Origin of the sequence: Oceanisphaera sediminis (assembly GCF_039539745.1) — a bacterium.
Taxonomy (GTDB): domain Bacteria; phylum Pseudomonadota; class Gammaproteobacteria; order Enterobacterales; family Aeromonadaceae; genus Oceanimonas; species Oceanimonas sediminis.
Map to the genome: position 1 here is coordinate 26,325 of NZ_BAABDS010000008.1, position 25,714 is coordinate 52,038.

The following is a 25,714-nucleotide window of genomic DNA, read 5'->3' on the forward strand; positions in this document are numbered from 1 at the left end:
AGTGACACATTTATGACAAGCAGACCAGAAAACCGCGGCCGCGGTTTTCGGCATCAGGCAATGGCCCGGTTGGGATTATCCAGCACCAGCAACCGTTCGGGTAGCATAAAACTGAAACAACTGCCCTCCCCCACCTTGCTGCTGATATCGAGATGAGCGTCATGATGACCCAGCGCATGCTTGACGATGGCCAGTCCCAGCCCTGAGCCCCCGGTCTGGCGACTGCGTGCCTTGTCGACCCGATAGAAACGCTCGGTCAGGCGGGCAATATGTTCGGGCGCGATGCCGTCACCGTTATCCGTTACCGCAAAGCGGGCATTCGGGCCTACCCGGCCCCACTCCACCGTGATGCGGGTGCCGGGCGGCGAGTGGCGAATGGCGTTGTAGACCAGATTGGAAAGGGCGCTGCGCAGTTGTTCCTGATCGCCCCGCACCTTGAGGCCGGTATCCACCCGGAAGCTGAATTCATGATGCCGGTCGCCACTCAGGGCCAGCGACTCCTGTTCCAGCATGGTCAGCATGGTCGGAATATCGACAATCTTGCTGGTATCGATGGTAGCCGACGCTTCAATTCGGGTCAGGGTCATCAGCTGGTTCACCAGGGCATCCATGCGCTGGGTCTGCTCCAGCATCACACTCTGGGTTTTATGCCACATCGCCTCCGAGGGGCGATCTTCCAGCATTTCGAGATAGCCCTTGAGCACCGTCAGCGGGGTGCGCAACTCGTGAGACACGTTGGCCACGAACGACTTGCGCATCTGCTCCAGGCTTCGCAGCCGGGTAACATCACGCACCACCAGCAGCGCCTGATCTTCGGTGTAGGGCATGATACGGCATTCAATCAATTTTTCTTCGTTGATGGGCGATGGCAGCTCCAGCGGCTCGTGAAAGGCTCCCCGCTCCATGTAGGCGATAAACAGGGGCGCGCGGATCAGGTTGCCGATATGCTGACCCGCGTCTTCCGGCCAGCGAAATCCCAGTAGCTGCTGTGCCAGCTTGTTGCACCAGATGATGCTGCCGTCGCGACGGATCACCACCGCCGCATCGGGCAACGCCTCGGCGCCTTCCCGAAAACGACGGATCAGATTGGCCAGCTCACGGCGACGAGCCCGCTGGCGTTGCTGCAAGCGGTAAATACCGTTGAAAATGGCTTCCCAGCTGCCCTGACCCTGAGGCGGCGTCAGGCTGCGGTCGCGCCACAACCAGACGGCCAGCTTGTGTTGAAAACGGTAATGCCATAACAGATGCAATACCGTGGCCACCAGCAGCCCCAGCGTGACGCGGTGTAATAACAGGCCAAGCAGAAAAAACGCCAGATAGTAGCCGACTAACCGCCACCATAGGCCATGACTGGATTCGTGTAACTGCATACAGGCCTCATAGGCGTGTGGAGAAGCGATACCCGGCACCACGTACCGTCTGGATCAACTTGTCGTGGCCCGACTCCGACACCGCCTTGCGCAGCCGCCGAATATGCACATCCACGGTTCTGTCTTCCACGTATACATTGGTACCCCACACATTATTGAGCAACTGCTCGCGGCTGTATACCCGCTCCGGATGGGTCATGAAAAAATGCAGCAGCTTGAATTCGGTGGGCCCCATGTCGAGTTGTAAATGATTGGCACTGACGCGGTGGCTCACCGGATCCAGCTTGAGGCCCTGCACTTCAATCACGTCATCGACCGCCGTCGGCGCTACCCGACGTAATACCGCTTTCAAACGGGAGGTCAGCTCCTTGGGAGAGAACGGCTTGGTGATGTAATCGTCGGCGCCGACATCCAGCCCCTTGATCTTGTCTTCTTCTTCCGCACGGGCGGTCAGCATGATCACCGGGATCTGCCGGGTCAGTTCATCCTGTTTGAGGTGCTTGATCAGCTGGATACCGCTGCCGCCGGGCAGCATCCAGTCCAGCAGAATCAGCTCGGGATAGGGCTCCTGGAGCATGGCCAGCGCCTGATCGTAATCTTCCGCCGACTCGGTGGTAAACCCCTTCTGTTCCAGCACAAAGCACAGCATCTCGCGGATAGCGGCTTCGTCTTCAACTACCAGTATTTTCCGTGTCATGGTTCAACTGTCCTTACGGATATGGCTACGCATACGACCATTATTGGCAGCAAGTGTGACAGTTTTATGAATTTATGACACCACCATGTCAACCAGAAGGGCAACAGTCATGTTGGACTACGCCGGCGCGGTAGTTCATGTGCAGCTCCGGCTCGCCCGTGGTGGGATCCGTACTTTCTGCGGTGATGGCAAACCCCTGTTGACGATAAAAATTCACGGCAATGTCGTTTTCACAGAATACCTTGAGCAGTAACCGCCGCCGCTGGTGCTTGGCCATGTCCAGCAACGCCCTGCCAATGCCGTTTTGCTGACAGTCGGGTCGTACAAAAAGCGCCGCCAGATACTCGTCCACCAGCGCCACAAAACCCTGCACCTCGCCGTGCCTTTCGCACACCCATATCTGTGCCCGGGGCAAATAACGGGCACGCATCTTTTCCTGCTGCTGCCACCAGAAAGCCGCCGGTATAAAATCATGAGCCTGCAACGACGCCAACAGCCAGATATCCAGAATGGCATCGGTATCATCGGGCGTAGCTTGTCGTATCATCACTTTATCTCCGGCTTGGGTTTACCCGAATTGTTTACCTGAGTTGTTTACCTGAGTTGTTTACCTGAGTTGTTTACCTGAGTGTATAGAGACGGTGCCACATCGAATCGGCTTTCATCAGGCACTGTGAGCAGGATCGGCCTTTATTGACCGGGAATGACTACCTGATCACAAAGCCGCTTTGCAGTACAATGCGTTTTTTCCGGCTCGTTACCGAGGACGCTATGTGGTTTAAGAACCTGCAGATTTATCGTTTTACCCGCCCTTTCGATGTCACCCTTGAAGACCTGGAAAAGCAGCTTGAAGCCCTGCCCTTCAGCCCCTGCGGCAGTCAGGAGCAGGCCAAATTCGGCTGGATATCACCGCTGGGCAAACAGGGCCATGCCCTGACCCACGTCGCCGACGACCAGATCCTGATTTGTGCCAAGAAAGAAGAAAAAATGCTGCCCGGCTCCGTGGTCAACGACATGGTGGCCGAAAAAGTGGAGGCGCTGGAAATCGAGCAGGGTCGCGCGCTGAAGAAAAAAGAAAAAGAATCGATAAAAGAAGAGATCATCGTCACCCTGCTGCCCCGGGCCTTCAGCCGTTTTCAGCAAACCTATGCCTGGATCAATCCCAAAGACGGCTTTATCGCCGTGGATGCCAGCTCAGCCAAACGGGCCGAAGATCTGCTGGCGCTGCTGCGCAAGAGCATCGGCTCATTGCCGGTGGTGCCGCTGGCCATGGTAACCCCGCCCGAGCTGACCCTGACCGACTGGCTGAAAGAAGGCGCCGCGCCGGCCGGCTTTGCGCTGGAAGATGAAGCCGAGCTGCGCTCCGCTCTCGAACACGGCGGCATTATTCGTGCCAAGCAGCAGGATCTGCTCAGTGAAGAAATCAAGGCCCATCTGGAAGCCGACAAACTGGTGACCAAGCTGGCGCTGAACTGGGCCGAAACCATCAGCTTCGTGCTGAGTGACGACATGAGCGTCAAGCGGCTGAAGTTTTCCGAAGAGCTGCGCGAGCAGAATGACGACGTCACCAGCGAAGACGTGGCGGCCCGTTTCGACGCCGACTTTGCCCTGGTTACCGGCGAACTGTCTCGCTTTGTGCCCGACCTTATCGAAGCCCTCGGCGGCGAAGAAAACCGGTAACAACAGCCATAAGCCATCAGCTTTAAGCTGTAAGTTATACCAATTTGAATAAACATCTGATCATTTTAACCCCGGGATCAGAGGCAACACAGTCGCCTCTCCTTAAACACCGAGTTGTCTGCAGGACGCTCCCACAGGCGACGCCGCAGCAGAGGGGCGGATGAAGGGTTCTACTCCAGCGACCATCACATGACAGGACGTCATGTGCTGAGCGTCGCAGGGATGCGGTTCAGCGTGTCGGTGGAGTCGACCCTTCGTTCGACCTTTTCGGGGCAGCCAAACAGATCAGTTAGTTTTACAGATTGGTATGAAAGCTGAAAGCGAGAAGCTGAAAGCCATAAGTTAACAGCAAACAATAAAAAAACCGGCGCCAAGATTAATCTTGGCGCCGGTTTTGTTTTAGCTTCAAGCTGATCGCTTACGGCTTAAAGCTCTCAGTTAAGCGTTACCCTTGACCTTCATCTTGAGCTCGGCGGCAAAGTTCAGCATGCGGTTCAGGGGGATCATCGCCTTGATACGGGTTTCTTCATCCACCTGTATCTCGTGGCTCTTGCCGCCGTCACGCAGGGCATCGCGAATGGCCACCAGGCCGTTCATGGCCATCCAGGGGCAATGGGCGCAGCTGCGGCAGGTGGCACCGTTACCACCGGTCGGCGCTTCAACCATTTCCTTGTCCGGGCAGGCCTGCTGCATCTTGTAGAAGATGCCCTTGTCGGTGGCCACAATCAGCTTCTGATGCGGCAGTGTCTGGGCCGCCTTGATCAGCTGACTGGTGGAGCCCACGGCATCTGCCAGCTCCACCACGGACTGCGGAGACTCCGGGTGCACCAGCACGGCCGCATCCGGGTTCTGCGCCTTCAGCTCCTTCAGCGCCTTGGCGCGAAACTCGTCGTGCACTATGCAGGCCGCCTGCCAGCGCAGCATCTTGGCGCCGGTCTGCTTCTCTATATAGGCACCCAGGTGCCGGTCCGGGGCCCAGATGATCTTGTGCCCCTCGCTGTCCAGGTGCTCGACGATTTCCAGCGCTATGCTGGAGGTCACCACCCAATCGGCCCGGGCTTTCACCGCCGCCGAGGTATTGGCGTACACCACCACGGTATGGTCCGGATGCGCATCACAAAAGGCGGTAAATTCATCGGCCGGGCAACCCAGATCGAGTGAACACTCGGCTTCCAGTGTGGGCATCAGCACGGTTTTTTCCGGGCTCAGAATCTTCGAGGTTTCCCCCATGAAGCGCACACCGGCCACGATCAGGGTCTCGGCCTCATGCTCCTTGCCAAAACGCGCCATTTCCAGCGAGTCGGACACGCAACCACCGGTTTCCTCGGCCAATGCCTGGATCTCGGGGTCGGTATAGTAATGAGCCACCAGTACGGCATTGCGGGCGCGTAGCAGGGCCTTGATTTCATCTTTCAGTGCCTGCTGCTGATCATTCGTCAGCGGAGCCGGCTTGGCGGGAAAGGGGTAGTCAAACTCGAAAATATCGACAGCTTCAGTCATGTCCTGGTTCCAGTTGATCCATCCGGATAACATCAATGACGGGCATTATACCGTTACAGTGGCGTTAAACCCAAGTCGGGTACGGAATTAACAATGAACGAATAGAAATAACGAAGACTAAGGGGGATTACTGCAACAAGAAGGGGGAATAACGAGAGAATGGTGGGTCGTGCGGGATTCGAACCTGCGACCAATTGATTAAAAGTCAACTGCTCTACCAACTGAGCTAACGACCCGAGTATTTCGGTACTGCTTACTTTTTACTTCGATATGGTGGGTGATACTGGGCTCGAACCAGTGACCCCCTCCTTGTAAGGGAGGTGCTCTCCCAGCTGAGCTAATCACCCTGGGACTTACTTTTACTAAAACTGGTGGGTCGTGCGGGATTCGAACCTGCGACCAATTGATTAAAAGTCAACTGCTCTACCAACTGAGCTAACGACCCGAATATCTCGGCACTGCTACTTTTCACTGCAAACTGGTGGGTGATACTGGGCTCGAACCAGTGACCCCCTCCTTGTAAGGGAGGTGCTCTCCCAGCTGAGCTAATCACCCTGGGACTTGCTTTACTACTAAAACTGGTGGGTCGTGCGGGATTCGAACCTGCGACCAATTGATTAAAAGTCAACTGCTCTACCAACTGAGCTAACGACCCGAAATTCTCGGTATTACTGTGTCATCTTATCAAAGATGGTGGGTGATACTGGGCTCGAACCAGTGACCCCCTCCTTGTAAGGGAGGTGCTCTCCCAGCTGAGCTAATCACCCTAGGACTTACTTTTTACTAAAACTGGTGGGTCGTGCGGGATTCGAACCTGCGACCAATTGATTAAAAGTCAACTGCTCTACCAACTGAGCTAACGACCCGAAATTCTCGGTATTACTGTGTCATCTTATCAAAGATGGTGGGTGATACTGGGCTCGAACCAGTGACCCCCTCCTTGTAAGGGAGGTGCTCTCCCAGCTGAGCTAATCACCCTGGGACTTACTTTTTACTAAAACTGGTGGGCGCTACTGGGCTCGAACCAGTGACCCCCTCCTTGTAAGGGAGGTGCTCTCCCAGCTGAGCTAAGCGCCCTGGGATTTTCTTTTTACTAAAACTGGTGGGTGATACTGGGCTCGAACCAGTGACCCCCTCCTTGTAAGGGAGGTGCTCTCCCAGCTGAGCTAATCACCCTGGGACTTACTTTTCAAATCTGGTGGGTCGTGCGGGATTCGAACCTGCGACCAATTGATTAAAAGTCAACTGCTCTACCAACTGAGCTAACGACCCATTCGGCGGGGTTGCTAAAGCACCCTGCCAACGGCGGCCTATAATACGGATTTAATTTTGTGGCGCAACAGCTAAATCATCATTTTATTCTGCTTGATTAAGGAACAAGCGACTCTCTCAAAAAATCGACAACTCAGCCCCCGATTCAGAGGCCGTTGAGGTTTTCCTGAGCCAGCCGTGCCGCGCCGGTGTTGCCGTATTCTTTTACCACCTGCTCAAAATACAGTTTGGCTTGCGCATTATCATTTTGTTCACGGGCGATCAGCCCCAGCTTCAGCAGTGAATCTGCTCGCTTGTTGGAGGTCTGGTAGGCTTCCACCACGCGGGCAAACTGCGCCTTGGCCTGATCAAACCGCTTTTGGGTGAACAACAGCTGCCCCAACCAGTAATGGGCATTGGGCACATAGCTGGATTGCGGATACTGGGTGATAAAACGGGCAAAGGCAGGAATGGCTGCATCGTAGTCTTTATCCTGCAACACCAGGTTGACCGCATTATCATAGGCTGCCTGCTCATCGCCGCTGGCCGGTGCAGCGGGCGCCTTGCTCGGCGAGGGCTGGGCGCTCTCTGCGCCAGACTGAGCCGCCGAAGCCGCCTGCTGAGGCTTATCGGCCGCGTCCTGCTGTGCCATCAGCAGGCCTCGCTGGCGTTCTATCACCTGTTCCAGACGATAACTCTGCTCTTCCAGCAAACCACGCAGTTCACTCACCTCTTGCTGTATGGCGTTTAACTGTCGCTGCTGATCTATTTGAGCCTGGCTTCTGGCGCTGAAGGCCCTTTCCAGCTCTGCCAGGCGATCATTGACGGAGCCGCTGCTACCCACACTGCTCACAGGTGCCTGTGCCCAGCTTGATGTGGATAAAACAGCGGCCATCGAAATGGCCGCTAATTTAAATTTCATATCGTCGAATTAAACCTTAGTAGACCAGAACCGCACGGCGGTTCTGGGAAAAGGCAGACTCGGTGTGAGAAGTGTCGGCCGGCTTTTCTTCACCGTAGCTGACGATAGCCAGCTGGGAACCACTCACGCCCAGGCTCTGCAGATAGCTGGTCACGGCCTTGGCACGACGCTCACCCAGAGCGATGTTGTACTCGGGAGTACCGCGCTCATCCGCATGGCCTTCTACCAGAATGCTGACGGACGGATTGGAACGCAAGAAGCTGGCATGCGCTTCCAGTACCTGGGCGTAATGACCGGTCACTTCGTCCTGATCGAATTCAAAGAAAATCACGTTCTCGCGACGCAGCGCTTCGTACTGCTGACGCATCTGCTCTTCGGCCGACAGGGCGCCGCCGGTCTGGGCACCGCCAGTCTGAGCGCCACCGTTCTGATAGCTGCCGTCGGTACCGGTCATGGCATCAGAGTCGGTGGTAGAGCTACATGCCGCCAGGGTCAACATCGGAAGAGCAACGGCCAGACTCTGAAGCAGTTTTTTCATTTGCATTGTATTTCCTTAGAAATCACGTTGGATCAATTGAGATATGGTGACCATGCCGGTGCACGAACATCACCACTTCGTGCGGGCAGCCTGGCCTTAAAACGACCATCCATAGACACCAGAGACAGCACCTGGCGCCCCTGATAGGTGGTACTATAGATGATCATAGTGCCGTTAGGTGCAGGGCTTGGCGATTCATCCAGCTGGGTTTCTGTTAACACCTGCAGTTGACCTCCATCCAGCTCCTGACGAGCAATTCGGTATTGTCCCTGTGAACGGCTGACCAGCACCATGCTGTTGCCGTCATTGGTCACACGGGGACCTAAATTGGTATCACCCTGAAAGGTGACGCGACGCGTATCGCCAGTGTTCAAATCGGCTCGATACACCTGGGGACGACCGCCCCGCTCGGACACAAAATAAAGGGCCTTGCCGTCGGCCGCCCAGCTCGGCTCGGTATCTATGGTGCGATTATTGGTCACCCGGCTCAACTGTCGACTGGACAGGTTAAGCACATAGACTTCCGGCTGGCCGTCCCGCGACAGTACCAGTGCCAGTTTGCTGCCATCCGGTGACCACTGGGGCGCACCGTTGATACCCGGCTGAGAGCTGACCACCTGACGCTGCTGGCTGTAAATATCCTGCACCACGATTTCGGCTTTCTTGTTCTCGAACGATACATAGGCCAGCTTGCGTCCGTCCGGCGACCAGGCCGGTGACATCAAGGGCTCGCGCGAACGTAACAGCACCTGCTCATTGAAGCCGTCGTAGTCGGCAATCATCAGCTGAAACGGATACTGGGCACCATGCTGCACGTTGACGTAGGCGATGCGGGTCAGAAAGGCGCCCTTGATGCCGGTCAGCTTTTCAAACACGATATCGGCCATTCGATGCGCATACTGGCGCAGCTGGGCCGCGGGTACGGTGGCACTGCGGCTTTCCAGCAACTGAGCCCCGTTTTTACCCAATACATCCGCCAGCTCGAAGCTGATACGGTACTGGTTGCCACCGGCCGGCTCGATGGAGCCCACCAGCACGGCCTCGACCTGGTGCGGACTCCACAGAGTCGCATTCAGCTCGGCGGCGCTGGCCACCTGCTGGGGCAGGCGACTGCGATCCAGCGGGCGGAACATGCCACTGTTGCGCAAGTCGTTGCCAATCACCTCGGCCAGATCCTGCGGGGCCGCACCGCCGCCGGTCCATTTAAAGGGCACAACCGCCACCGGGCGGGCACTGTCGATGCCGCCGGTAATCACGATATCCAGTGCCGCCTGTGCCCGACCTGCCAGCAACAGCAGCGGCAACCATAACCATATCCATCGTTTTGTCATCACTAGAGCCTCGGTATCAGCGTCAGATTCAGATTTTGTAATTGCTTGTTCACTTCAGGATCCTTGGGCATCGGCAGAGTACCGGTCTTGCGAATCGCCAGCCGGGCCGAACGACACACCTCCGAATCTCCCTGACCCTCCCCTATGTTCAGGATCAAGCCGTCTGTCGCTACCCGAATATTAATCACGCACTGCTTGCCTACCATGGTAGGCCCTACCAGCCAGTTACGCCGAATGGCGGCCACGATCATGCCGGTATACTTGTTTACTTCCGCCGCCGAGGCCGGTCGTGAACTACCGCCACCATCCGCCCCCATCAGGGCTTCCAGATCCTTCAGCGCCTGCTCGGCTTCGGCTTTCTTCTTCGCCTCTGCCGCCTTGGCCTCGGCCTGCTTCTTCGCTTCCGCCGCCTTGGCTTCGGCCTGCTTCTTCGCTTCCGCCGCCTTGGCCTCGGCCTGTTTCTTTGCCTCCGCCGCCTTGGCCTCGGCCTGTTTCTTCGCCTCCGCCGCCTTGGCTTCGGCCTGCTTCTTCGCTTCCGCCGCCTTGGCCTCGGCCTGTTTCTTCGCCTCCGCCGCCTTGGCCTCGGCCTGTTTCTTCGCCTCTTCGGCTTTCCTGGCCTCGGCTTCTGCCTGCTTTTTGGCCGCCAGTGCCTTGGCCTCGGCCGCCTTTTGAGCCGCTTCGGCTTCCGCCTGTTTCTTCGCTTGTGCCGCTTCCTGAGCCTTGCGCTCTTGTTCTATCACCTGTTGCCGTTCATTTTCGGCCTTGGCCTGCTGGGCAGCCAGGGCCTGCTGCTGTTCGGCTACACGCTTGGCCTCTTCGGCTGCTCGCTGCTGCTCAGCCAAACGCTCGGCCTCTTTTGCCGCTTTCTGCTCTGCCTCGGCGCTGGCCTGCTCTGCGGCCCTCGCGCGCTCCTGCTGCGCCTGCATTTCGGCCAGGCGCTCGGCCTGAGCCGCCACCATGCCATCATCGATCATGGTGGCTTCGATGATCGACACCGCCTGAGCAGGCCGCTTGGGCGCACTAAAATCGATTCCGACCAGTAACACCACGCCAATCAGCAGATGTAACGCCAGCGAAATCAATAACGATTTGCGAATACCGCCTTGCTCCGTCATGAGTCCGCTACTGCTCCGGTTGCGTCATGAGGCCAACGGTCGGCACGCCGGCCGCCTTCAGCGTGGCCATCAACTGAATGACGGCGTCATAACGTACGTTGGCGTCGCCTTTCACCACCACCGGTGCCTTGGGGGTGGTTTTTAGCTGAGCCTGCACCATATTCGCCAGCGCCAGCAAATCTACCGCCTCGTCCCGGTTTTCGCCGATGTCGAGAAAGTAACGTCCTTCGGCATCGACGGACGCCACCAGCGGCTTGTCGCTGTCTTCCGGCATCATTTCAGCTTCGGCCTGCGGCAAGTCCACCTTGACGCCCTGAGTGATCACCGGCGCAGTCGCCATGAAAATAATCAGCAGCACCAGCATCACATCGATATAAGGCACCACGTTAATCTCGGCAACGCGTTTACGACGTCTGCGTTGATAGCCGTGCATCAGTTGCCACCCGCCGCCACCTGGCGGTTGAGAATGGTAGAAAACTCATCCATGAAGTTGGCCAGGTGGTTTTCCTGGCGCTCAACCTGATAGCTGAACCGGTTATAGGCAATCACCGCCGGAATGGCCGCAAACAGGCCCAGTGCCGTGGCGATAAGCGCCTCGGCAATACCCGGTGCCACCATCGACAGCGTGGCCTGTTGCACTTCCGCCAGGGCGATAAAGGCATTCATGATGCCCCAAACGGTACCAAACAGACCGATATAAGGGCTGATGGAACCGATGGTCGCCAGCATCGACAGGTTGGTCTCGAGGCGATCCACTTCCCGCGACAGCGCCACGCGCATGGTGCGATAGGTGCCCTCGAGCATGCTCTCCTGCGAGCGGCCCTGTTTTTGCAGCCGCACAAACTCCTTGAAGCCGGCGTAAAAAATCTGCTCCATGCCGGCCAGGTTGTCACGGCGGGCATTGCTCTCGTGATACAGGCGACTCAGATCGGCACCGGACCAGAACTTGTCTTCAAACTGCGCCGAGTCATTCCGGGCTGTGGTCAGTATTTTGCGCCGGTTGAGGATCATCGCCCAGGACAGAATAGACATGCCCATCAGCAGCAGCATCACCAGTTTCACCAGCAAGCTGGCTTGTAAAAACAGACCTAAAAACGATATTTCAGCGTGCACCTGACAATACTCCCATCAGCGGCTCAGGAATGGCAAAGGGTTTCATGTGAGGAATTTTGACGCAAGCAATCTGCACCATTCCCCGAACCAGCGAAAGGCCGGCATCATCCAGAATTTCCTGTTCAAATACAATAGAGGCACGTTTCAGCTTTTTCACCGTCACGGTGACAGTTAATGCATCATTGAAACGGGCGGGCCTTTGAAAATCCAGCTCTACCCGCCGCACCACGAAGGCCACCCCCTGTTCGAGCAGAGTGTCCTGCTCAACCCCCAGGCTGCGCAACCATTCGGTGCGTGCTCTTTCCATGAATTTCAAGTAATTAGCGTTATAAACAATACCACCGGCATCGGTATCTTCGTAATAGATACGCACCGGCCAGTCAAAGCTTGTGTCAGACGTCATTCGCTCAGCCATAGGGGCTAAAAAGATGGCATTACTATACCTGAGTCAAATTTAGGAAAGAAGAGAACGCTTTTAGCGCACGACAGGAAAGGGCGTGAGGAGTGAGGAGTGAGGCGTGAGGCGTGAGGCGTGAGGCGTGAGGCGTGAGGCGTGAAGCGTGAAGCGTGAAGCGTGAAGCGTGAAGCGGCAAAGTGTAGGGTCGAATTTATTCGACCAAAGAGTGATTGGGGATTAGAGACCCAGTCCCTATTCCCCATTCCCCATTCCCTATTCCCCCAGTCTTGACTCCGGCAGATCGAAGCCGAAATGCAGATAGGCCCTGGGGGTAGCGATGCGGCCACGGGGGGTACGCTGCAGAAAGCCCTGTTGAATAAGGTAGGGCTCTATCACATCCTCGATGGTTTCCTTCTCTTCGCCGATGGCCGCCGCCAGATTATCCAGCCCCACCGGGCCGCCCATGAACTTGTCGAGTACCGCGGTCAACAGCTTGCGGTCCATGTAGTCGAAGCCCTGCTTGTCGACATCCAGCATGTCCAGCGCCTGGGCGGCAATGGAGGCATCGATATCGCCGCTGCCCTTCACCTCCGCGAAGTCCCGCACCCGGCGCAACAGGCGGTTGGCAATACGCGGCGTACCCCGAGCCCGGCGCGCCATCTCGAAGGCACCGTCGTCGTTGATGGTCAGGCCCAGTTTGTCGGCGCTGCGGCTGATGATGTGGGCCAGATCCCCAACCTGATAGAACTCAAGCCGCTGCACGATGCCGAAGCGATCACGCAACGGCGAGGTCAGCGAGCCGGCCCGGGTGGTTGCACCCACCAGGGTAAAGGGCGGCAACTCCAGCTTGATGGAGCGCGCAGCCGGCCCCTCGCCAATCATGATGTCGAGCTGATAGTCTTCCATCGCCGGATAGAGAATTTCTTCCACCACCGGGCTCAGACGATGAATTTCATCGATAAAGAGCACATCTCCCGGCTCAAGATTTGTGAGCATGGCCGCCAGATCGCCGGCCTTTTCCAGCACCGGGCCCGAGGTGGTCTTGATGCTGACACCCATTTCATTGGCGACGATGTTGGCCAGGGTGGTCTTGCCCAGCCCCGGCGGGCCGAAGATCAGCAGGTGATCGAGCGCTTCTTCCCGGCGACGGGCCGCCTCGATGAAAATTTCCATCTGGCTGCGCACATGATCCTGACCACGATAATCGGACAAGGCCTTGGGCCGTATGGCCCGGTCGATGACTTCTTCTTCCCGCTGGGGCGCGGGATTGATAAAACGGTCCGCTTCAATCATGCCTTACACCATGCTGCGCAGGGCTTCACGGATCAGCTGTTCCGCATCCAGCCCCGGCTTGGCAATTTTCTTGACGATTTGCTCGGCCTGATTGGCCTTGTAACCCAGCGCCTGCAGGGCGGCAATGGCCTCGTCACGCGCACCGTCGGCCACCGAGGCGACAGAGCCCATGCCTTCGGGGGCCGGGTTGAACAGGTCATAACCGCCAAAGCCCTTGAGCCGGTCGCGCATTTCCACGATCAGCCGCTCGGCGGTTTTCTTGCCCACGCCGGGCAACTTGACCAGGGCGCCGATTTCGCCCTGCTCGACGTTATAGATAAACTGATCGGCGGTCATGCCGGACAGAATGGCCAGCGCCAGCTTGGGGCCCACGCCGTTGGTCTTGATCAGCTCGCGAAACAGCGCACGCTCGGTTTTGGTATTAAAGCCGAACAACAGCTGAGCGTCTTCACGCACCACAAAATGGATCAGCAAGGTCGCCGCCTCGCCGATATTGGGCAACTCGTAAAAACAGCTCATCGGCAGCGTCACTTCATAACCGACACCACCGACATCCAGCAGAATGTCCGGTGCCTGTTTTTCGCTGATAATACCTTTCAACCGACCTATCACTGGGGATCCCCGCTAACCAATCTGAGTTGCACCAAGAATAATGAATAACTGGATAAATATCCATGTATCAATACCGGGACTCGGGAACAGGGAATGGGGACTCGAACCGCGGTAGGCTGGGACTCCTGTATTCCAATCCCGAATCCCCAGTCCCAAATCCTCGATTTCAACGCAGCCGCCCTCGTACCGTGCCTCGAACCTGGCCGGCCATGCTGACCAGACTCTGGCGGGTGTGGCCGTGGCACAGGGCCACCGCCAGGGCATCGGCGGCGTCGGCCTGAGGCGTGCCGGGCAGGCTCAGCAGCTTCACCACCATGTGCTGCACCTGGGACTTGTCGGCGCCGCCCTGCCCCACTACCGCCTGCTTGATCTGGCGGGCGGAATACTCCGCCACCTCCAAGCCGCCATTGGCGGCGGCCACAATCGCCGCGCCCCGGGCCTGACCCAGTTTGAGCGCCGAGTCCGGGTTGCGGGCCATAAACACCTGCTCGATGGCGAACAGGTCTGGCCGGAATTGCAGGATGATCTCGCTGACACCGTCGTAGATTTTCTTCAGTCGTGGCGCCAGCTCGTCGTCGGTCATGCGAATACAGCCCGAGCCCAGATATTCCATTTTATTGCCGCTCTGGCGCACCACGCCGTAGCCGGTAATGCGCGAGCCGGGATCGATACCTAGAATAATGGACATAAAAAACCAGCTATCAGCCGTAAGCTATCAGCGGTAAGCTGATCGAGCCGGCTGAAAGTAAATTATTAAAATTAAAGGGTTCTGTCGCCTGCAGACAGGACTCCGGCCTGTAGCTGCCGCTTTAGCCGGCAGGGCCTGCGAAGCTGGCCTTGAATATGCGGCCGTTTGTAACATTGCGCCGACTAAAGTGGCGCCTACGGCCTCACCGCAGATCAAGACGAATGTCTGTAGGCCCGAATTTATTCGGGCAAACCATGCCACCTGCTGCACCCTTGCCCGGCTAAAGCCGGGCCTACAAAGCAGCATCACTTAACGCTGACAGCTTATCGCTTACGGCTGCCCGAAGGGCCTCGTTTACAGCTTTTCCGCCAGTTCGTCGGAGATCTCGCCGTTGTGGTAAACCTCCTGCACGTCGTCGGCATCTTCCAGCATGTCGATGAGGCGCATGAACCTGGGTGCCGTGTCTTCGTCCAGTTCGGCGCTGGTCGAGGGGATCATGGTCACTTCGGCGTTCTCGGCCTCCAGACCATCGGCATCGAGTGCATCCTTGACGCTGCCGAATTCGTCCCACTGGGTATACACGTCGATGGAGCCGTCGTCGTTCACCACCACATCGTCGGCACCAGCTTCGAGTGCCGCCTCCATCACCGTCTCTTCGTCGACGCCCGCATAGCTGATCACGCCCTTCTTCTCGAACAGGTAAGCAACCGAGCCATCGGTACCCAGGTTGCCGCCATTCTTGGAAAAGGCATGGCGCACATCGGATACGGTGCGGTTACGGTTATCGGTCATGCATTCCACCATCACCGCGGTGCCGCCCGGGCCGTAGCCTTCGTAGATAATGGTTTCCAGCACCTGACCGTCCAGCTCGCCGGCGCCACGCTTCACCGCCCGATCGACGGTGTCGCGGGTCATGTTGTTGGACAGCGCCTTGTCGATGGCCGCCCGCAGCCGCGGGTTGGCCGTCGGATCCGAGCCGCCTTCGCGGGCGGCGGTGGTCAGTTCGCGGATCAGTTTGGTGAAGATTTTACCGCGTTTGGCATCCTGTGCCGCCTTGCGATGCTTGATATTGGCCCATTTACTATGACCTGCCATCAGTCTCGTCTCCTTTGTCCCTGCATAAATTCTTGTCTTGATTCTTGCGCTGTATCAGCCGGTCGATGGCCAGCTTGTTGGTCCAGGAACTGGCTTGTTCCCGGGCCTCTGCCAACGGCATCCAGCGCTGGGAAAGGTGCTCGGTGAGGTACACCTCCTGCGGGCTCGACAGCTGCAAGTGAAATTCGTATTCCCAGTTGTGGGTCACCCCCGGGCGGTAACGATGCCGCCAGCGGGGGTAGATTTCAAAGCGCACCCGGTGTCCGGTTTCCACCAGCTGCAGGCCGTTATTCAGCCGCAGTCCGGTTTCTTCTTCCAGTTCGCGCACCGCCGCCTGATAGCGGGTTTCGCCCACTTCCAGGCTGCCGGTGACCGACTGCCAGAAGTCCGGGTTGTCCTGACGTTGCAGTAACAGTACCTGATCCTCGGTATGAATGAGGATCAGCACCGATTCCGGATGCTTGTGAGCCATGTCTTAGCTGTCTGCCTTATCTGCGGATTGAGCTGTGGATTGGCCTGCCTTGGCTGCCGGCAGTTCGGTACGAATGGCCAGCTCCGTCAGTGAATCCGGGTTGGCGAGGCTGGGCGCATCGGTCAGCAGACAGGAAGCGGTGGTGGTTTTGGGGAAGGCAATCACGTCCCGAATATTGTCGGTGCCGGTCAGCAGCATCACCAGACGATCCAGGCCAAAAGCCAGACCGGCGTGCGGCGGCGTACCGTACTTCAGCGCGTCGAGCAGGAAGCCGAACTTTTCCTGCTGCTCTTCGGCGTTGATGCCGAGCAGACAGAACACGGTTTGCTGCATCTCGTTGTTGTGGATACGCACCGAGCCACCGCCCACTTCGTAACCGTTGATCACCATGTCGTAGGCATTGGCCACGGCCGCGGTCGGGTCGGCTTCCAGCGCTTCGGCACTGATGTCCTTGGCAGCGGTAAAGGGATGGTGCATGGCATACAGGCGATCGTCTTCTTCTTCGAACATCGGGAAGTCGACCACCCACAGCGGCTTCCAGCTGTTTTCGATCAGATCCAGATCCTTGCCCAGCTTCAGACGCAGGGCGCCCATGGCATCGCAGACTACCTTGGCGGAAGAAGCGCCGAAGAAGATGGCATCACCGTCCTGGGCACCGGTACGGGCCAGCAGTTCGGTGACGATGTCTTCGCTCAGGAACTTGGCGACCGGCGATTGCACGCCCTCCAGGCCCTTGGTCACGTCGTTCACCTTCAGCCAGGCCAGGCCCTTGGCGCCGTAGATGCCGACGAACTTGCCGTATTCATCGATTTGCTTGCGAGACAGGGCGGCACCACCGGGTACTCGAAGCGCGGCCACGCGGCCCTTGGCGTCGTTGGCCGGGCCGGCAAACACCTGAAAGTCGACGTTCTTCACCAGATCGGCAATGTCGACCAGCTCCATGGCAATACGCAGATCCGGCTTGTCGGAGCCGTAACGACGCATGGCGTCGGCGTAGCTCATCACCGGGAAGGTGCCCAGATCCACGCCCGCCACGTCCTGCCACAGATCCTGTACCAGTTGTTCCATCACTTCCCGCACCTGTTCGGCGCTCATGAAAGAGGTTTCCACATCGATCTGGGTGAATTCGGGCTGACGGTCGGCACGCAAGTCTTCGTCGCGGAAGCATTTGACGATTTGGTAGTAACGGTCGAAGCCGCTCATCATCAGCAACTGCTTGAACAGCTGGGGTGACTGGGGCAGCGCGTAGAAATAACCCTTGTGCACCCGGCTCGGCACCAGATAATCGCGCGCGCCTTCCGGCGTGGCCTTGGTCAGCATCGGGGTTTCGATGTCCATGAAGCCCTGATCGTCCATGAAACGACGCACCCGGCTGGTGACCCTGGCGCGGGTTTTCAGGTAACGGGCCTGCTCGGGACGACGCAGATCCAGATAGCGATACTTGAGGCGCTGTTCTTCCGAGTTGTTCTGGTTGAAGTCGAGCGGCAGCGGATCGGCCTTGTTGATGATGGTCAGTTCGTGGGCGAAGATTTCCACCGCACCGGTGGCCATGTCCTTGTTCACCTGAGACTCGGGACGGGCACGTACTACACCGGTCATCTGGATACAGAACTCGGCACGCAGTGCAGACGCCTTGTCATAGGCTTCGGCCTTGTCCGGATCGAAGAACACCTGCACTATGCCTTCCCGATCGCGCATGTCGATGAAGATCAGACCGCCCAGATCACGACGACGATGTACCCAGCCACTTAGGGTTACGCTCTGGCCAACCAGGGCGGCGTCAACCTGCCCGCAATAATGAGTGCGCATGGAGTCTTCCTTTGATGATGTTGCCACGCGACCGGCGGCCGCGAGTCATGAATTTGTCAGTAAATAGCGCGCTAGTATAATGGAAAACCCGAAGGGCCGTAAAATCATGTCTTTAAAAGGCGGGAATAGGGATTAGGGAATAGGGACTGGCAAAGGCAAATCCCGCATTCTCCTGGCTCCTATTCCCCATTCCCCAGTCCCTAATCCCTTTGTAAAAAGGAAAAATATGTCGTTATATCTGGGCCTCAGCCAATGGTCCCACCCCGCCTGGCCCGGGCAGTTGCTGGGGCGTGAGCTCAAAACCACCGAGCATCTGCTCGACTACGGCCGGGTATTCAACTCGGTGGAAGGCAACACCAGCTTCTATGGCGTGCCAGACGCCAACAGCCTGCAGCGCTGGGCCAGCCAGACCCCTGACGACTTTCGCTTCACCTTCAAGTTTCCCGCCGCCGTCAGTCATCAGGGCCGGCTGGCCGACAACATCAGGGCCGCTCTGGACTTTATCGAACAGCTGGACCCGTTGCAGCACAAGCTGGGCATGCTGATGCTGCAACTGCCCGCCGTCTGCGGCCCCGAGCAACTGGACGGCCTGGCACAACTGCTGGCTGCCCTGCCGGATCGGTTTCAATACGGGGTAGAGGTACGCCATCCCGCCTTCTTCGCCAAGGGCGAGGCCGAACGCCAGCTCAACCGACTGCTGCTGGAGCGGGGCGCCAATCGCATCATCATGGACTCGCGCCCGGTGTTTTCCTGCCCGCCATCTACCCCGGCGCTGGCGGATGCCCAGCAGAAAAAACCCAGGGTCCCGGTGCATATCATCAGCACGGGCCCGGCGCCGGTGATTCGCTTCATCGGCCATCCCGATCCGGAGGTGAACAAACCCTTCTGGCAGCCCTGGGTGCCGCGTATCAACGCCTGGCTGGATGAGGGCAAGTCGGTGTACCTGTTCGTGCATACCGCCGACAACCAACTGGCCCCGCTGCTGGCGGCAGAAATAGCGACGGCTCTGCAGCAGCCGCTGCCCGACTTTCCCGGTCTGGCTCCCGGCCCTCAGGGCTCGTTATTTTAAACCTGTGAGACGTGAGGGGTGAGGGGCTGTTTGCCCCTCACCCTTGGCAGCGGAGTCACAGGCATGGCTACGAAGTTTCGCCAGGGGGAGGCTGGGTGGGGGTGTCACTTTTGACCGGGTGCAGTAACCCCTCCCCAACCCTCCCCTTACGTTGCACCCCGCAGCAGTTCTGCTGATCACGAGTTCAGGGGAGGGAGTTCGCCCCCCTCACCCCTCACTCCTCACCCCTCACCGCTCTTCCAGCCAAAATATATTTTCGTCGCCCCTTGCCGCCTGCAAGACAAGACCCGGTGCTTATTTTACAATGGCGCCCATTGTCTGCAGCCACCTGCTGCCGTAAGCCAGGGTCGTCATTACTAAAGCCATGCAATCAAAAGATCATATCTTCGCCACCCCCATCGCCCAGCTCGGTGACTTCTGTTTCGATCAGAATGTCGCCGAGGTGTTTCCGGACATGATCAAACGATCCGTGCCCGGTTATTCCAATATCATCTCCGCCATCGGCATGATGACCACCCGCTTCGCCCAGCCCGACAGCCGGCTCTATGATCTGGGCTGTTCGCTTGGTGCCGCCACCCAGGAAATGCGCCGCAACCTGACGCAACCGGGTTGTCGCATTATCGCCGTGGACAATTCTGCCGCCATGCTGGAGCGAGCCGCCAGTCACCTGGCCGCGTTCAAGTCGGAGGTGCCGGTCACCCTGACCGAAGCGGATCTCTGCGATATCGAGATCGACAACGCCTCCGTGGTGGTGCTGAACTTCACCCTGCAGTTTATCGACCCCGACAAGCGCGAAGCCCTGCTAAACAAGATTTACCGGGGGCTGAAACCGGGTGGCGTGCTGATATTGAGCGAAAAGTTCGTCAGTGCCGATGACACCGTCAACGAACTGCTGATCGATCTGCATCACGACTTCAAGCGAGCCAACGGTTACAGCGAACTGGAAATCAGCCAGAAACGCACCGCGCTGGAAAACGTGATGCGCCCGGATACCCCGGAGCTGCACAAGACACGACTGAAACGGGTCGGCTTCCAGCATGTGGATCTGTGGTTTCAGTGTTTCAACTTCGGATCCATGGTGGCCATCAAATGATCGACTTCAGCGACTTCTATCAGCAGATAGCCAAAAACCGCCTCAGCCACTGGTTGCACTGCCTGCCCGGTCAGTTGCACGACTGGCAGAAAACCCATTTGCACGGTGATCTGGCACGCTGGGTTCGGGCGCTGCACAAGCTGCCGAAGATCAGTACCGAGCGAGTCGAGCTGACCAACAGCGTCAGCATCGGTCGCCCCGGCGAGATAAGCTCCGGCGAGACCAAAAAAATTGCCAGCCTGCTCGGCCAGTTTCATCCCTGGCGCAAGGGGCCGTTTGAAGTGCACGGTATCAGCATCGACACCGAATGGCGTTCCGACTGGAAGTGGGATCGCCTGGTGCCGCACATCAGCCCGCTGAAACACCGCTATGTGCTGGATGTGGGTTGCGGCAGCGGCTACCACCTGTGGCGCATGATGGGTGCCGGCGCCAAAATGGCGGTGGGTATCGATCCTTCACAGCTGTTTTTATGCCAGTTTGAGGCGATAAAACACTTCGCCAATGGTTATAACGGGATCCAGGTATTACCCTTGGGAATAGAAGAGCTGCCCGAATTGCGGGCGTTCGATACCGTCTTCTCCATGGGCGTGCTTTATCATCGTCGCTCGCCCATCGATCATCTGCTGCAGCTCAAGGCGCAGTTACGCGGCGGCGGCGAGCTGGTACTGGAAACCCTGGTCATCGACGGTGACGAGCATCAGGTACTGGTACCGGGCGAACGTTACGGCAAGATGCGCAACGTCTGGTTTATTCCCAGCTCCGCCGCGCTGGTCGGCTGGCTGAACAAATGCGGGTTCGAAAACATACGGGTGGTGGACGAAAGTGCGACCACACTGCAGGAACAAAGACGCACCGACTGGATGCGCAACGAATCACTGGCGGACTTTCTGGATCCGAAAGACCCCACTAAAACCATCGAGGGCTATCCGGCACCCAAACGGACGATAATCATCGCCAACAAGCCGATAGACCCGCAATACCAACAACAAGAGGGAAGCTATGAATAAGGTCGCGACATCACTGGTATTACCGCTGTTACTGACCGCCTGTGTCAGTCAGACGTCACCGATGGACGCGCAGCCCGAGCCGCAGCCTGTTACCGAGGCCAGGCTCGATGCTACCCTTTCAAGCCTGGAATCCCGGCTGACCGACACCATGGTCCGGCAAAATGCGCAGCTCAACAGCAACCATCACGCCTTCATGAAAGCCTTGCAACAGGATATTCGAAATTTGAAAAAGCAGATCCCCGCCCCCGCTCCCGCCGCACAGCCCATAGCGCAGCCGGCCGAAACGGCCGACTACCCGGAAAATGAAACCCGGGACGGCAAACTGGTCGTCGGCGAAACCGAAACCGTCTGGCTGGATGCGGTCAACGACAGCTTCCCCGCCCGTATCGACACCGGTGCCACCACCTCTTCGCTCAGCGCACAGGACATCACGGTGTTCGAGCGAGATGGCAAGCCCTGGGTCAGCTTCAACCTGGCCCACGAGGGCGTGGATGAAAAACTGTCGGTCGAAACGCCGCTGGTTCGCTATGTGCGCATTCGCCAGGCGTCGGCCGACAGCGTCGAGCGTCGCCCGGTGGTGGCACTGACCATGCGTCTGGGCCGCTTGTCCGAAAAAACCGAATTTACCCTCACCGACCGTAGCCAGATGACCTATCCGGTGCTGCTGGGCCGTGAATTCCTGAAAGACATCGCTGTGGTCGATATTGCCCGCCAGAACGTGCAGGGCAAGCCCAAGCGTCCGACTCCTGCCAGCGAGTAAACGTCATGTACTCACGCAAGCCGTTTTATCTGATTGTGGCCGCGCTGTTTCTGGTCGGCCTGGCCCTGATGCTGCACCGCTACTTTGTGTACGAGGTGCCCTGGCTGCCGGGCGAAAAACGCCAGATCTGGTCCATCGAGGCCAAGGTGGAATTTGAAGCCAACGGCAAACCGGTGAAGGCCTCGCTGGCCATTCCCGGCAGTCAGCCCGGCTTTACCCTGATGAACGAGTCCGCCGCCTCTCCGGGCTATGGCCTCTCGTTTATCGAAGCCAACGGCACCAGCCGCGCCGAGTGGTCGATTCGCAACGCCTCGGGTCCGCAGGAGCTGTATTACAAGGTCGACATGATGCTGGATCCCTTCGCCAGGGGCCCGCTGTCGACCCAGATCCCGACCATGATGCAGGCCGACGTGGCCGAGCCCTATGCCACCGCCATGGATCAGGTGCTGTCACTGGCCGAAGAACGCTCTGCCGATGGCATTACCCTGACCCGGGAACTGCTGAAAGAGCTGAACAACCGCGGCCAGAACGCCGAATTGCTGGCTCAATACAAGGCCCCGGGCCCGCTGCTGGTGGAGCTGTTGCACCGCGCCAATGTACCGGCGCGACTGCTCAAGGGACTGGAGCTGGAAGATGGCCGTCGTCGTCAGCCGCTGATCAACATAGTGCAGGTGTACAGCGGTGAACAGAACGGGCAGTACGAAATTTTCAACCCGGTTACCGGTGATCAGGGTCGGCAAGAGCAGTTGCTGCTGTGGGAATATCACTCCGCCCCGGTGCTGGATCTGGTGGGCGGCAGCAATTCCCGGGTCACATTTACCATGCTGGAGCAAGAGCAACCGGTCAACGTGGCGCTGGCGAATAAATTCGATCAGCCGCACTGGATTAACGTCTCGCTCTACAACCTGCCGCTGGAAGAACAGGCCCTGTTCAAGGGCATACTGCTGATCCCCATCGGGGTGCTGGTGGTGGTGTTTCTGCGCATTATCGTCGGCATCAAGACCTCGGGCACCTTCATGCCGGTGTTGATTGCCATGGCCTTTATTCAGACCAGCCTGCTTACCGGCCTGGTGGGTTTTTTGATTATCGTGGGTACCGGTCTGGTATTGCGATCCTACCTGTCGCACCTCAACCTGCTGCTGGTGGCGCGAATATCGGCGGTGATCATCATGGTGATCGGCATGATCGGCTTCTTCAGCATCGTCGCCTATCAGCTGGGCCTGACCGAGGGCATGAAGATCACCTTCTTCCCGATGATCATCCTGGCCTGGACCATAGAGCGGATGTCGATTCTGTGGGAAGAAGAAGGCCCCAAGGAAGTGGTCAAGCAGGGCGGCGGTTCGCTGATGGTGGCCGTGGTCGCGTTTCTGGCGATGAACAGCGAGCTGGTTCGTCACCTCACCTTCAACTTCCTCGGCCTGCAGCTGATCGTGATGGCCGTGGTACTGCTGCTGGGTAACTACACCGGTTATCGCCTGACCGAACTCAAGCGGTTCAAGCCCCTGGTTGATGAACAGAAACTTGATGAACAAAAAGTTGACGGGCAGAAGAAATGATTAAGCGTTGGCTTGCACAATACGCCTCGCCCTTTGCCCTCGACAAGATGGGCATCATGGGCATGAACCGGCGCAATATTTCCTATATCAGCCGCTATAATCCGCGCCGGCTCTATCCGCTGGTGGACGACAAGCTGCAAACCAAGAAAATTGCGCTGGATGCCGGCGTCACCGTGCCCGATCTGGTTGGGGTGATCGAGTTTCAGCATCAGGTTTCACACCTGTGGGACATGATCAAGGACTGGCCGGGCTTTTGTATCAAGCCGGCCAAGGGCTCCGGCGGCAAGGGCATAACGGTGATCGTCAATCACGATCAGAAAAACTTCGTCAAGCCCAGCGGCAAGACCGAAACCATCGATGACCTGGAACGACACGTATCCAACATTCTGGCCGGACTGTTCTCGCTCGGCGGCAAGCCGGACGTGGCACTGATAGAAGCGCTGATCAACTTCGATGACGTGTTCGACGGCTTCTCTTACGAAGGCGTACCCGATACTCGGGTGATTGTGTTCAAGGGCTTTCCGGTGATGGCGATGATGCGGCTGTCGACCGAGGCCTCGGACGGCAAGGCCAACCTGCACCAGGGCGCCGTGGGCGTGGGGCTGGACATCAACACCGGCCGTGCCATTCGGGCGGTGCAGTTCAACCTGCCCATTCGCTATCACCCGGACACCGGTCGCGACCTGCTGGAGCTGAAAGTCCCCTACTGGGAACAACTGCTGAGCCTGTCGTCGTCCTGCTACGAAATGTCCGGCCTGGGCTATATCGGTACCGACATGGTGCTGGACAAGCAAAAAGGCCCCATGCTGCTGGAGCTGAACGCCCGCCCCGGCCTGGCCATTCAAACCGCCAACGGCGCCGGACTGGTGCCGCGACTGCACAAAATCGAAAAGCTGGGCAAGAAGTTCACCATGGCGCCGGAAGAGCGGGTTACCTTCTCGCGCAAGGAGTTTGCGACCGAAGTGGTGTGAAGGTGAGGCGTGCGCCCGCAAACGGCGCCGAGCGGCCCCTCCCCCTTGGCAGCGGCGTTACAGGTATCACAGCGGCTTCTCGCCAGGGGGAGGCTGGGTGGGGGTGTCACTTTGACTAGGTGCCGTAACCCCTCCCCACCCCTCCCCTTGCGTTGCACTCCGCTGTCATCCTGTAGATCACGGGTTCAAGGGGAGGGAGCTAAAAGCCCCTCCCCCTTGGCAGCGGAGTCACAGACATAACAGAAGATATTCTCCAGGGGGAGGCTGGGAGGGGGTGTCACTTTTGACCGGGTGCCGTAACCCCTCCCCAACCCTCCCCTTGCCTTGCACCCCGTTGTCATTCCGACAAGCCGAGCCAAAGGGGAGGGAACAAGGCCAAAAAAACGGCGCCGGGGTTTGCCCCCGGCGCCGTTTTTCTTACCGCTTAAAGCTTACCGCTGCCCTTACAGCCGGGTCTTGCGCTTCTGGCGCTGGCCGGTGCTGCGCGCGCGAGCCGGGGCCGGCTTTTTGGCCGCCGCTCCGGCGCCTGCGCCCTCGCCTTTCACGCGGGAGTTATGCTTGCGCACGGCCTTGCGGATTTGCGCCACCTGCTTGTAGCGCTCGGTGGCGTGTACGTCGACCTTGCTCTGCTCTTCGTTGGTCAGGCCGACTTCATTACGCAGGTAGTTCACTTGGTCCAGCGGCATTTCGGCCCAGCCGCCACGCGGCAGGTTGCGGGGCAGTTCAATCTTGCCGTAGCGCACCCGGATCAACCGGCTGACCTGCATCTCCTGCGACTCCCACAGGCGACGCACTTCCCGGTTACGGCCTTCTTTCAGGGTAACGTGGAACCAGTGGTTCATGCCTTCGCCACCGTTGTACTTGATGGTGTCGAATTTGGCCATGCCGTCTTCCAGCATCACGCCCTTGCGCAGCCGTTGCAGCATGGCTTCGTTCACTTCACCGAATACCCGCACCGCATATTCCCGGTCGATTTCGTGACGCGGGTGCATCAGGCGGTTGGCCAGCTCGCCGTCTGTGGTGAACAGCAGCAAACCCGAGGTATTCACGTCCAGTCGGCCTACCGCCACCCAGCGCGAGCCCTGCAGCTTGGGCAGCCGGTCGAATACAGTAGGGCGACCTTCCGGATCCTTGCGGGTGCTCACCTCGCCTTCCGGCTTGTGATAGGCCAGCACGCGGCAGATGATTTCACCTTCGGGCTGGGTTTCCACCATGTGACCGTCGACCCGGATTTGCTCCTTGCCGGTGACCCTGTCACCCAGATGGGCCACATCGCCGTTTACGCTGACCCGTCCCTGGCTTATCAGCGTTTCAATTTCGCGGCGTGAGCCCTTGCCGGCTCGGGCCAGCACTTTTTGCAGTTTTTCAGTCATGT

General features: G+C 58.2%; 25 protein-coding genes and 11 tRNA genes. 7 read left to right on the forward strand and 29 right to left on the reverse strand.

Going from position 1 to position 25,714, the window contains the following annotated elements; all coding sequences use genetic code 11:
- Positions 1 to 53 precede the first annotated feature (53 nt).
- The 3 genes from phoR to ABD827_RS03090 all read right to left on the reverse strand — a co-directional run bounded on the left by phoR (position 54) and on the right by ABD827_RS03090 (position 2,614).
- Entirely contained in the window at positions 54 to 1,370 is a 1,317-nt protein-coding gene (gene phoR / locus ABD827_RS03080) for a phosphate regulon sensor histidine kinase PhoR (RefSeq protein ID WP_344962240.1), read from the reverse strand.
- Between the two features lie 7 nt (positions 1,371 to 1,377).
- On the reverse strand, positions 1,378 to 2,067 hold the full coding sequence (gene phoB / locus ABD827_RS03085) for a phosphate regulon transcriptional regulator PhoB (protein ID WP_298723180.1): 690 nt from the start codon (positions 2,065 to 2,067) through the stop codon (positions 1,378 to 1,380).
- An 88-nt stretch (positions 2,068 to 2,155) separates the two neighbouring features.
- Positions 2,156 to 2,614, reverse strand: a complete 459-nt coding sequence (locus tag ABD827_RS03090) for an N-acetyltransferase (protein WP_344962242.1) — start codon at positions 2,612 to 2,614, stop codon at positions 2,156 to 2,158.
- A gap of 224 nt (positions 2,615 to 2,838) precedes the next feature.
- Here ABD827_RS03090 and rdgC point away from each other — a divergent pair, with 224 nt between their 5' ends.
- On the forward strand, positions 2,839 to 3,747 hold the full coding sequence (gene rdgC, locus ABD827_RS03095; RefSeq protein ID WP_298723174.1) for a recombination-associated protein RdgC: 909 nt from the start codon (positions 2,839 to 2,841) through the stop codon (positions 3,745 to 3,747).
- A 438-nt stretch (positions 3,748 to 4,185) separates the two neighbouring features.
- Here the strand turns inward: rdgC and nadA are convergent, their stop codons facing one another.
- The 25 genes from nadA to aspS form a co-directional block, all read right to left on the reverse strand.
- Positions 4,186 to 5,247: a quinolinate synthase NadA gene (gene nadA / locus ABD827_RS03100; RefSeq protein WP_344962244.1), complete on the reverse strand. Its 1,062-nt coding sequence runs from the start codon at positions 5,245 to 5,247 to the stop codon at positions 4,186 to 4,188.
- A 160-nt stretch (positions 5,248 to 5,407) separates the two neighbouring features.
- Positions 5,408 to 5,483: transfer RNA gene (locus ABD827_RS03105), tRNA-Lys, on the reverse strand.
- Between the two features lie 35 nt (positions 5,484 to 5,518).
- Positions 5,519 to 5,594: transfer RNA gene (locus ABD827_RS03110), tRNA-Val, on the reverse strand.
- 22 nt (positions 5,595 to 5,616) lie between these two features.
- A tRNA-Lys gene (locus ABD827_RS03115) sits at positions 5,617 to 5,692 on the reverse strand.
- Positions 5,693 to 5,726: 34 nt separating this feature from the next.
- Positions 5,727 to 5,802 (reverse strand) — tRNA-Val (locus tag ABD827_RS03120).
- Between the two features lie 24 nt (positions 5,803 to 5,826).
- Positions 5,827 to 5,902: transfer RNA gene (locus ABD827_RS03125), tRNA-Lys, on the reverse strand.
- A 36-nt stretch (positions 5,903 to 5,938) separates the two neighbouring features.
- Positions 5,939 to 6,014: transfer RNA gene (locus ABD827_RS03130), tRNA-Val, on the reverse strand.
- Between the two features lie 23 nt (positions 6,015 to 6,037).
- Positions 6,038 to 6,113: transfer RNA gene (locus ABD827_RS03135), tRNA-Lys, on the reverse strand.
- 36 nt (positions 6,114 to 6,149) lie between these two features.
- Positions 6,150 to 6,225, reverse strand: a tRNA-Val gene (locus ABD827_RS03140).
- A 23-nt stretch (positions 6,226 to 6,248) separates the two neighbouring features.
- Positions 6,249 to 6,324: transfer RNA gene (locus ABD827_RS03145), tRNA-Val, on the reverse strand.
- A gap of 23 nt (positions 6,325 to 6,347) precedes the next feature.
- A tRNA-Val gene (locus ABD827_RS03150) sits at positions 6,348 to 6,423 on the reverse strand.
- Between the two features lie 20 nt (positions 6,424 to 6,443).
- Positions 6,444 to 6,519 (reverse strand) — tRNA-Lys (locus tag ABD827_RS03155).
- A gap of 145 nt (positions 6,520 to 6,664) precedes the next feature.
- Entirely contained in the window at positions 6,665 to 7,420 is a 756-nt protein-coding gene (gene ybgF, locus ABD827_RS03160) for a tol-pal system protein YbgF (RefSeq protein ID WP_344962246.1), read from the reverse strand.
- Positions 7,421 to 7,436: 16 nt separating this feature from the next.
- A complete protein-coding gene (gene pal, locus ABD827_RS03165) occupies positions 7,437 to 7,964 on the reverse strand; it encodes a peptidoglycan-associated lipoprotein Pal (protein WP_298723482.1) in 528 nt (175 codons plus the stop codon).
- Positions 7,965 to 7,990: 26 nt separating this feature from the next.
- Positions 7,991 to 9,289, reverse strand: coding sequence for a Tol-Pal system beta propeller repeat protein TolB (gene tolB / locus ABD827_RS03170; protein ID WP_344962250.1), 1,299 nt, complete (start codon positions 9,287 to 9,289; stop codon positions 7,991 to 7,993).
- A 2-nt stretch (positions 9,290 to 9,291) separates the two neighbouring features.
- Positions 9,292 to 10,404, reverse strand: coding sequence for a cell envelope integrity protein TolA (gene tolA / locus ABD827_RS03175; RefSeq protein WP_344962252.1), 1,113 nt, complete (start codon positions 10,402 to 10,404; stop codon positions 9,292 to 9,294).
- A 7-nt stretch (positions 10,405 to 10,411) separates the two neighbouring features.
- Entirely contained in the window at positions 10,412 to 10,837 is a 426-nt protein-coding gene (tolR, locus tag ABD827_RS03180; RefSeq protein ID WP_298723472.1) for a protein TolR, read from the reverse strand.
- Positions 10,837 to 11,517, reverse strand: coding sequence for a protein TolQ (tolQ, locus tag ABD827_RS03185; protein WP_344962255.1), 681 nt, complete (start codon positions 11,515 to 11,517; stop codon positions 10,837 to 10,839). The genes tolR and tolQ overlap by 1 nt, the downstream gene beginning before the upstream one ends.
- The gene (gene ybgC, locus ABD827_RS03190; protein ID WP_298723469.1) at positions 11,507 to 11,920 is read right to left on the reverse strand and encodes a tol-pal system-associated acyl-CoA thioesterase; all 414 of its coding nucleotides are present in this window, start codon (positions 11,918 to 11,920) and stop codon (positions 11,507 to 11,509) included. Before ybgC ends, tolQ begins: the two co-directional genes overlap by 11 nt.
- A 267-nt stretch (positions 11,921 to 12,187) precedes the next feature.
- Positions 12,188 to 13,207, reverse strand: a complete 1,020-nt coding sequence (ruvB, locus tag ABD827_RS03195; protein WP_344962257.1) for a Holliday junction branch migration DNA helicase RuvB — start codon at positions 13,205 to 13,207, stop codon at positions 12,188 to 12,190.
- A gap of 3 nt (positions 13,208 to 13,210) precedes the next feature.
- Positions 13,211 to 13,819 (reverse strand): Holliday junction branch migration protein RuvA, encoded by a 609-nt coding sequence (gene ruvA, locus ABD827_RS03200; RefSeq protein ID WP_298723463.1) that lies wholly within the window; start codon positions 13,817 to 13,819, stop codon positions 13,211 to 13,213.
- Between the two features lie 166 nt (positions 13,820 to 13,985).
- Positions 13,986 to 14,507, reverse strand: a complete 522-nt coding sequence (ruvC, locus tag ABD827_RS03205; protein WP_298723460.1) for a crossover junction endodeoxyribonuclease RuvC — start codon at positions 14,505 to 14,507, stop codon at positions 13,986 to 13,988.
- Between the two features lie 354 nt (positions 14,508 to 14,861).
- On the reverse strand, positions 14,862 to 15,602 hold the full coding sequence (locus ABD827_RS03210; RefSeq protein WP_344962260.1) for a YebC/PmpR family DNA-binding transcriptional regulator: 741 nt from the start codon (positions 15,600 to 15,602) through the stop codon (positions 14,862 to 14,864).
- Entirely contained in the window at positions 15,589 to 16,074 is a 486-nt protein-coding gene (gene nudB, locus ABD827_RS03215; RefSeq protein WP_344962262.1) for a dihydroneopterin triphosphate diphosphatase, read from the reverse strand. Before nudB ends, ABD827_RS03210 begins: the two co-directional genes overlap by 14 nt.
- 3 nt (positions 16,075 to 16,077) lie before the next feature.
- Entirely contained in the window at positions 16,078 to 17,883 is a 1,806-nt protein-coding gene (aspS, locus tag ABD827_RS03220; protein ID WP_344962264.1) for an aspartate--tRNA ligase, read from the reverse strand.
- Between the two features lie 226 nt (positions 17,884 to 18,109).
- Here aspS and ABD827_RS03225 point away from each other — a divergent pair, with 226 nt between their 5' ends.
- The 6 genes from ABD827_RS03225 (at position 18,110) to ABD827_RS03250 (ending at position 24,339) form a co-directional block, all read left to right on the forward strand.
- The gene (locus ABD827_RS03225; RefSeq protein WP_344962266.1) at positions 18,110 to 18,952 is read left to right on the forward strand and encodes a DUF72 domain-containing protein; all 843 of its coding nucleotides are present in this window, start codon (positions 18,110 to 18,112) and stop codon (positions 18,950 to 18,952) included.
- Positions 18,953 to 19,316: 364 nt separating this feature from the next.
- On the forward strand, positions 19,317 to 20,045 hold the full coding sequence (gene cmoA, locus ABD827_RS03230; RefSeq protein ID WP_344962268.1) for a carboxy-S-adenosyl-L-methionine synthase CmoA: 729 nt from the start codon (positions 19,317 to 19,319) through the stop codon (positions 20,043 to 20,045).
- Positions 20,042 to 21,052 carry a tRNA 5-methoxyuridine(34)/uridine 5-oxyacetic acid(34) synthase CmoB gene (gene cmoB / locus ABD827_RS03235; RefSeq protein WP_344962269.1) on the forward strand — a complete coding sequence of 337 codons (1,011 nt, stop codon included), beginning with the start codon at positions 20,042 to 20,044 and terminating at the stop codon, positions 21,050 to 21,052. The genes cmoA and cmoB overlap by 4 nt, the downstream gene beginning before the upstream one ends.
- Positions 21,045 to 21,812, forward strand: coding sequence for an ATP-dependent zinc protease family protein (locus ABD827_RS03240; protein ID WP_298723438.1), 768 nt, complete (start codon positions 21,045 to 21,047; stop codon positions 21,810 to 21,812). Before cmoB ends, ABD827_RS03240 begins: the two co-directional genes overlap by 8 nt.
- A 5-nt stretch (positions 21,813 to 21,817) precedes the next feature.
- Positions 21,818 to 23,368, forward strand: coding sequence for an inactive transglutaminase family protein (locus ABD827_RS03245; RefSeq protein WP_344962271.1), 1,551 nt, complete (start codon positions 21,818 to 21,820; stop codon positions 23,366 to 23,368).
- Positions 23,365 to 24,339 (forward strand): alpha-L-glutamate ligase-like protein, encoded by a 975-nt coding sequence (locus tag ABD827_RS03250; RefSeq protein ID WP_344962273.1) that lies wholly within the window; start codon positions 23,365 to 23,367, stop codon positions 24,337 to 24,339. Before ABD827_RS03245 ends, ABD827_RS03250 begins: the two co-directional genes overlap by 4 nt.
- A 443-nt stretch (positions 24,340 to 24,782) precedes the next feature.
- Here ABD827_RS03250 and rluB read toward each other — a convergent pair whose 3' ends face one another.
- Positions 24,783 to 25,712, reverse strand: coding sequence for a 23S rRNA pseudouridine(2605) synthase RluB (gene rluB, locus ABD827_RS03255; RefSeq protein ID WP_344962275.1), 930 nt, complete (start codon positions 25,710 to 25,712; stop codon positions 24,783 to 24,785).
- Between the last annotated feature and the right edge of the window lie 2 nt (positions 25,713 to 25,714).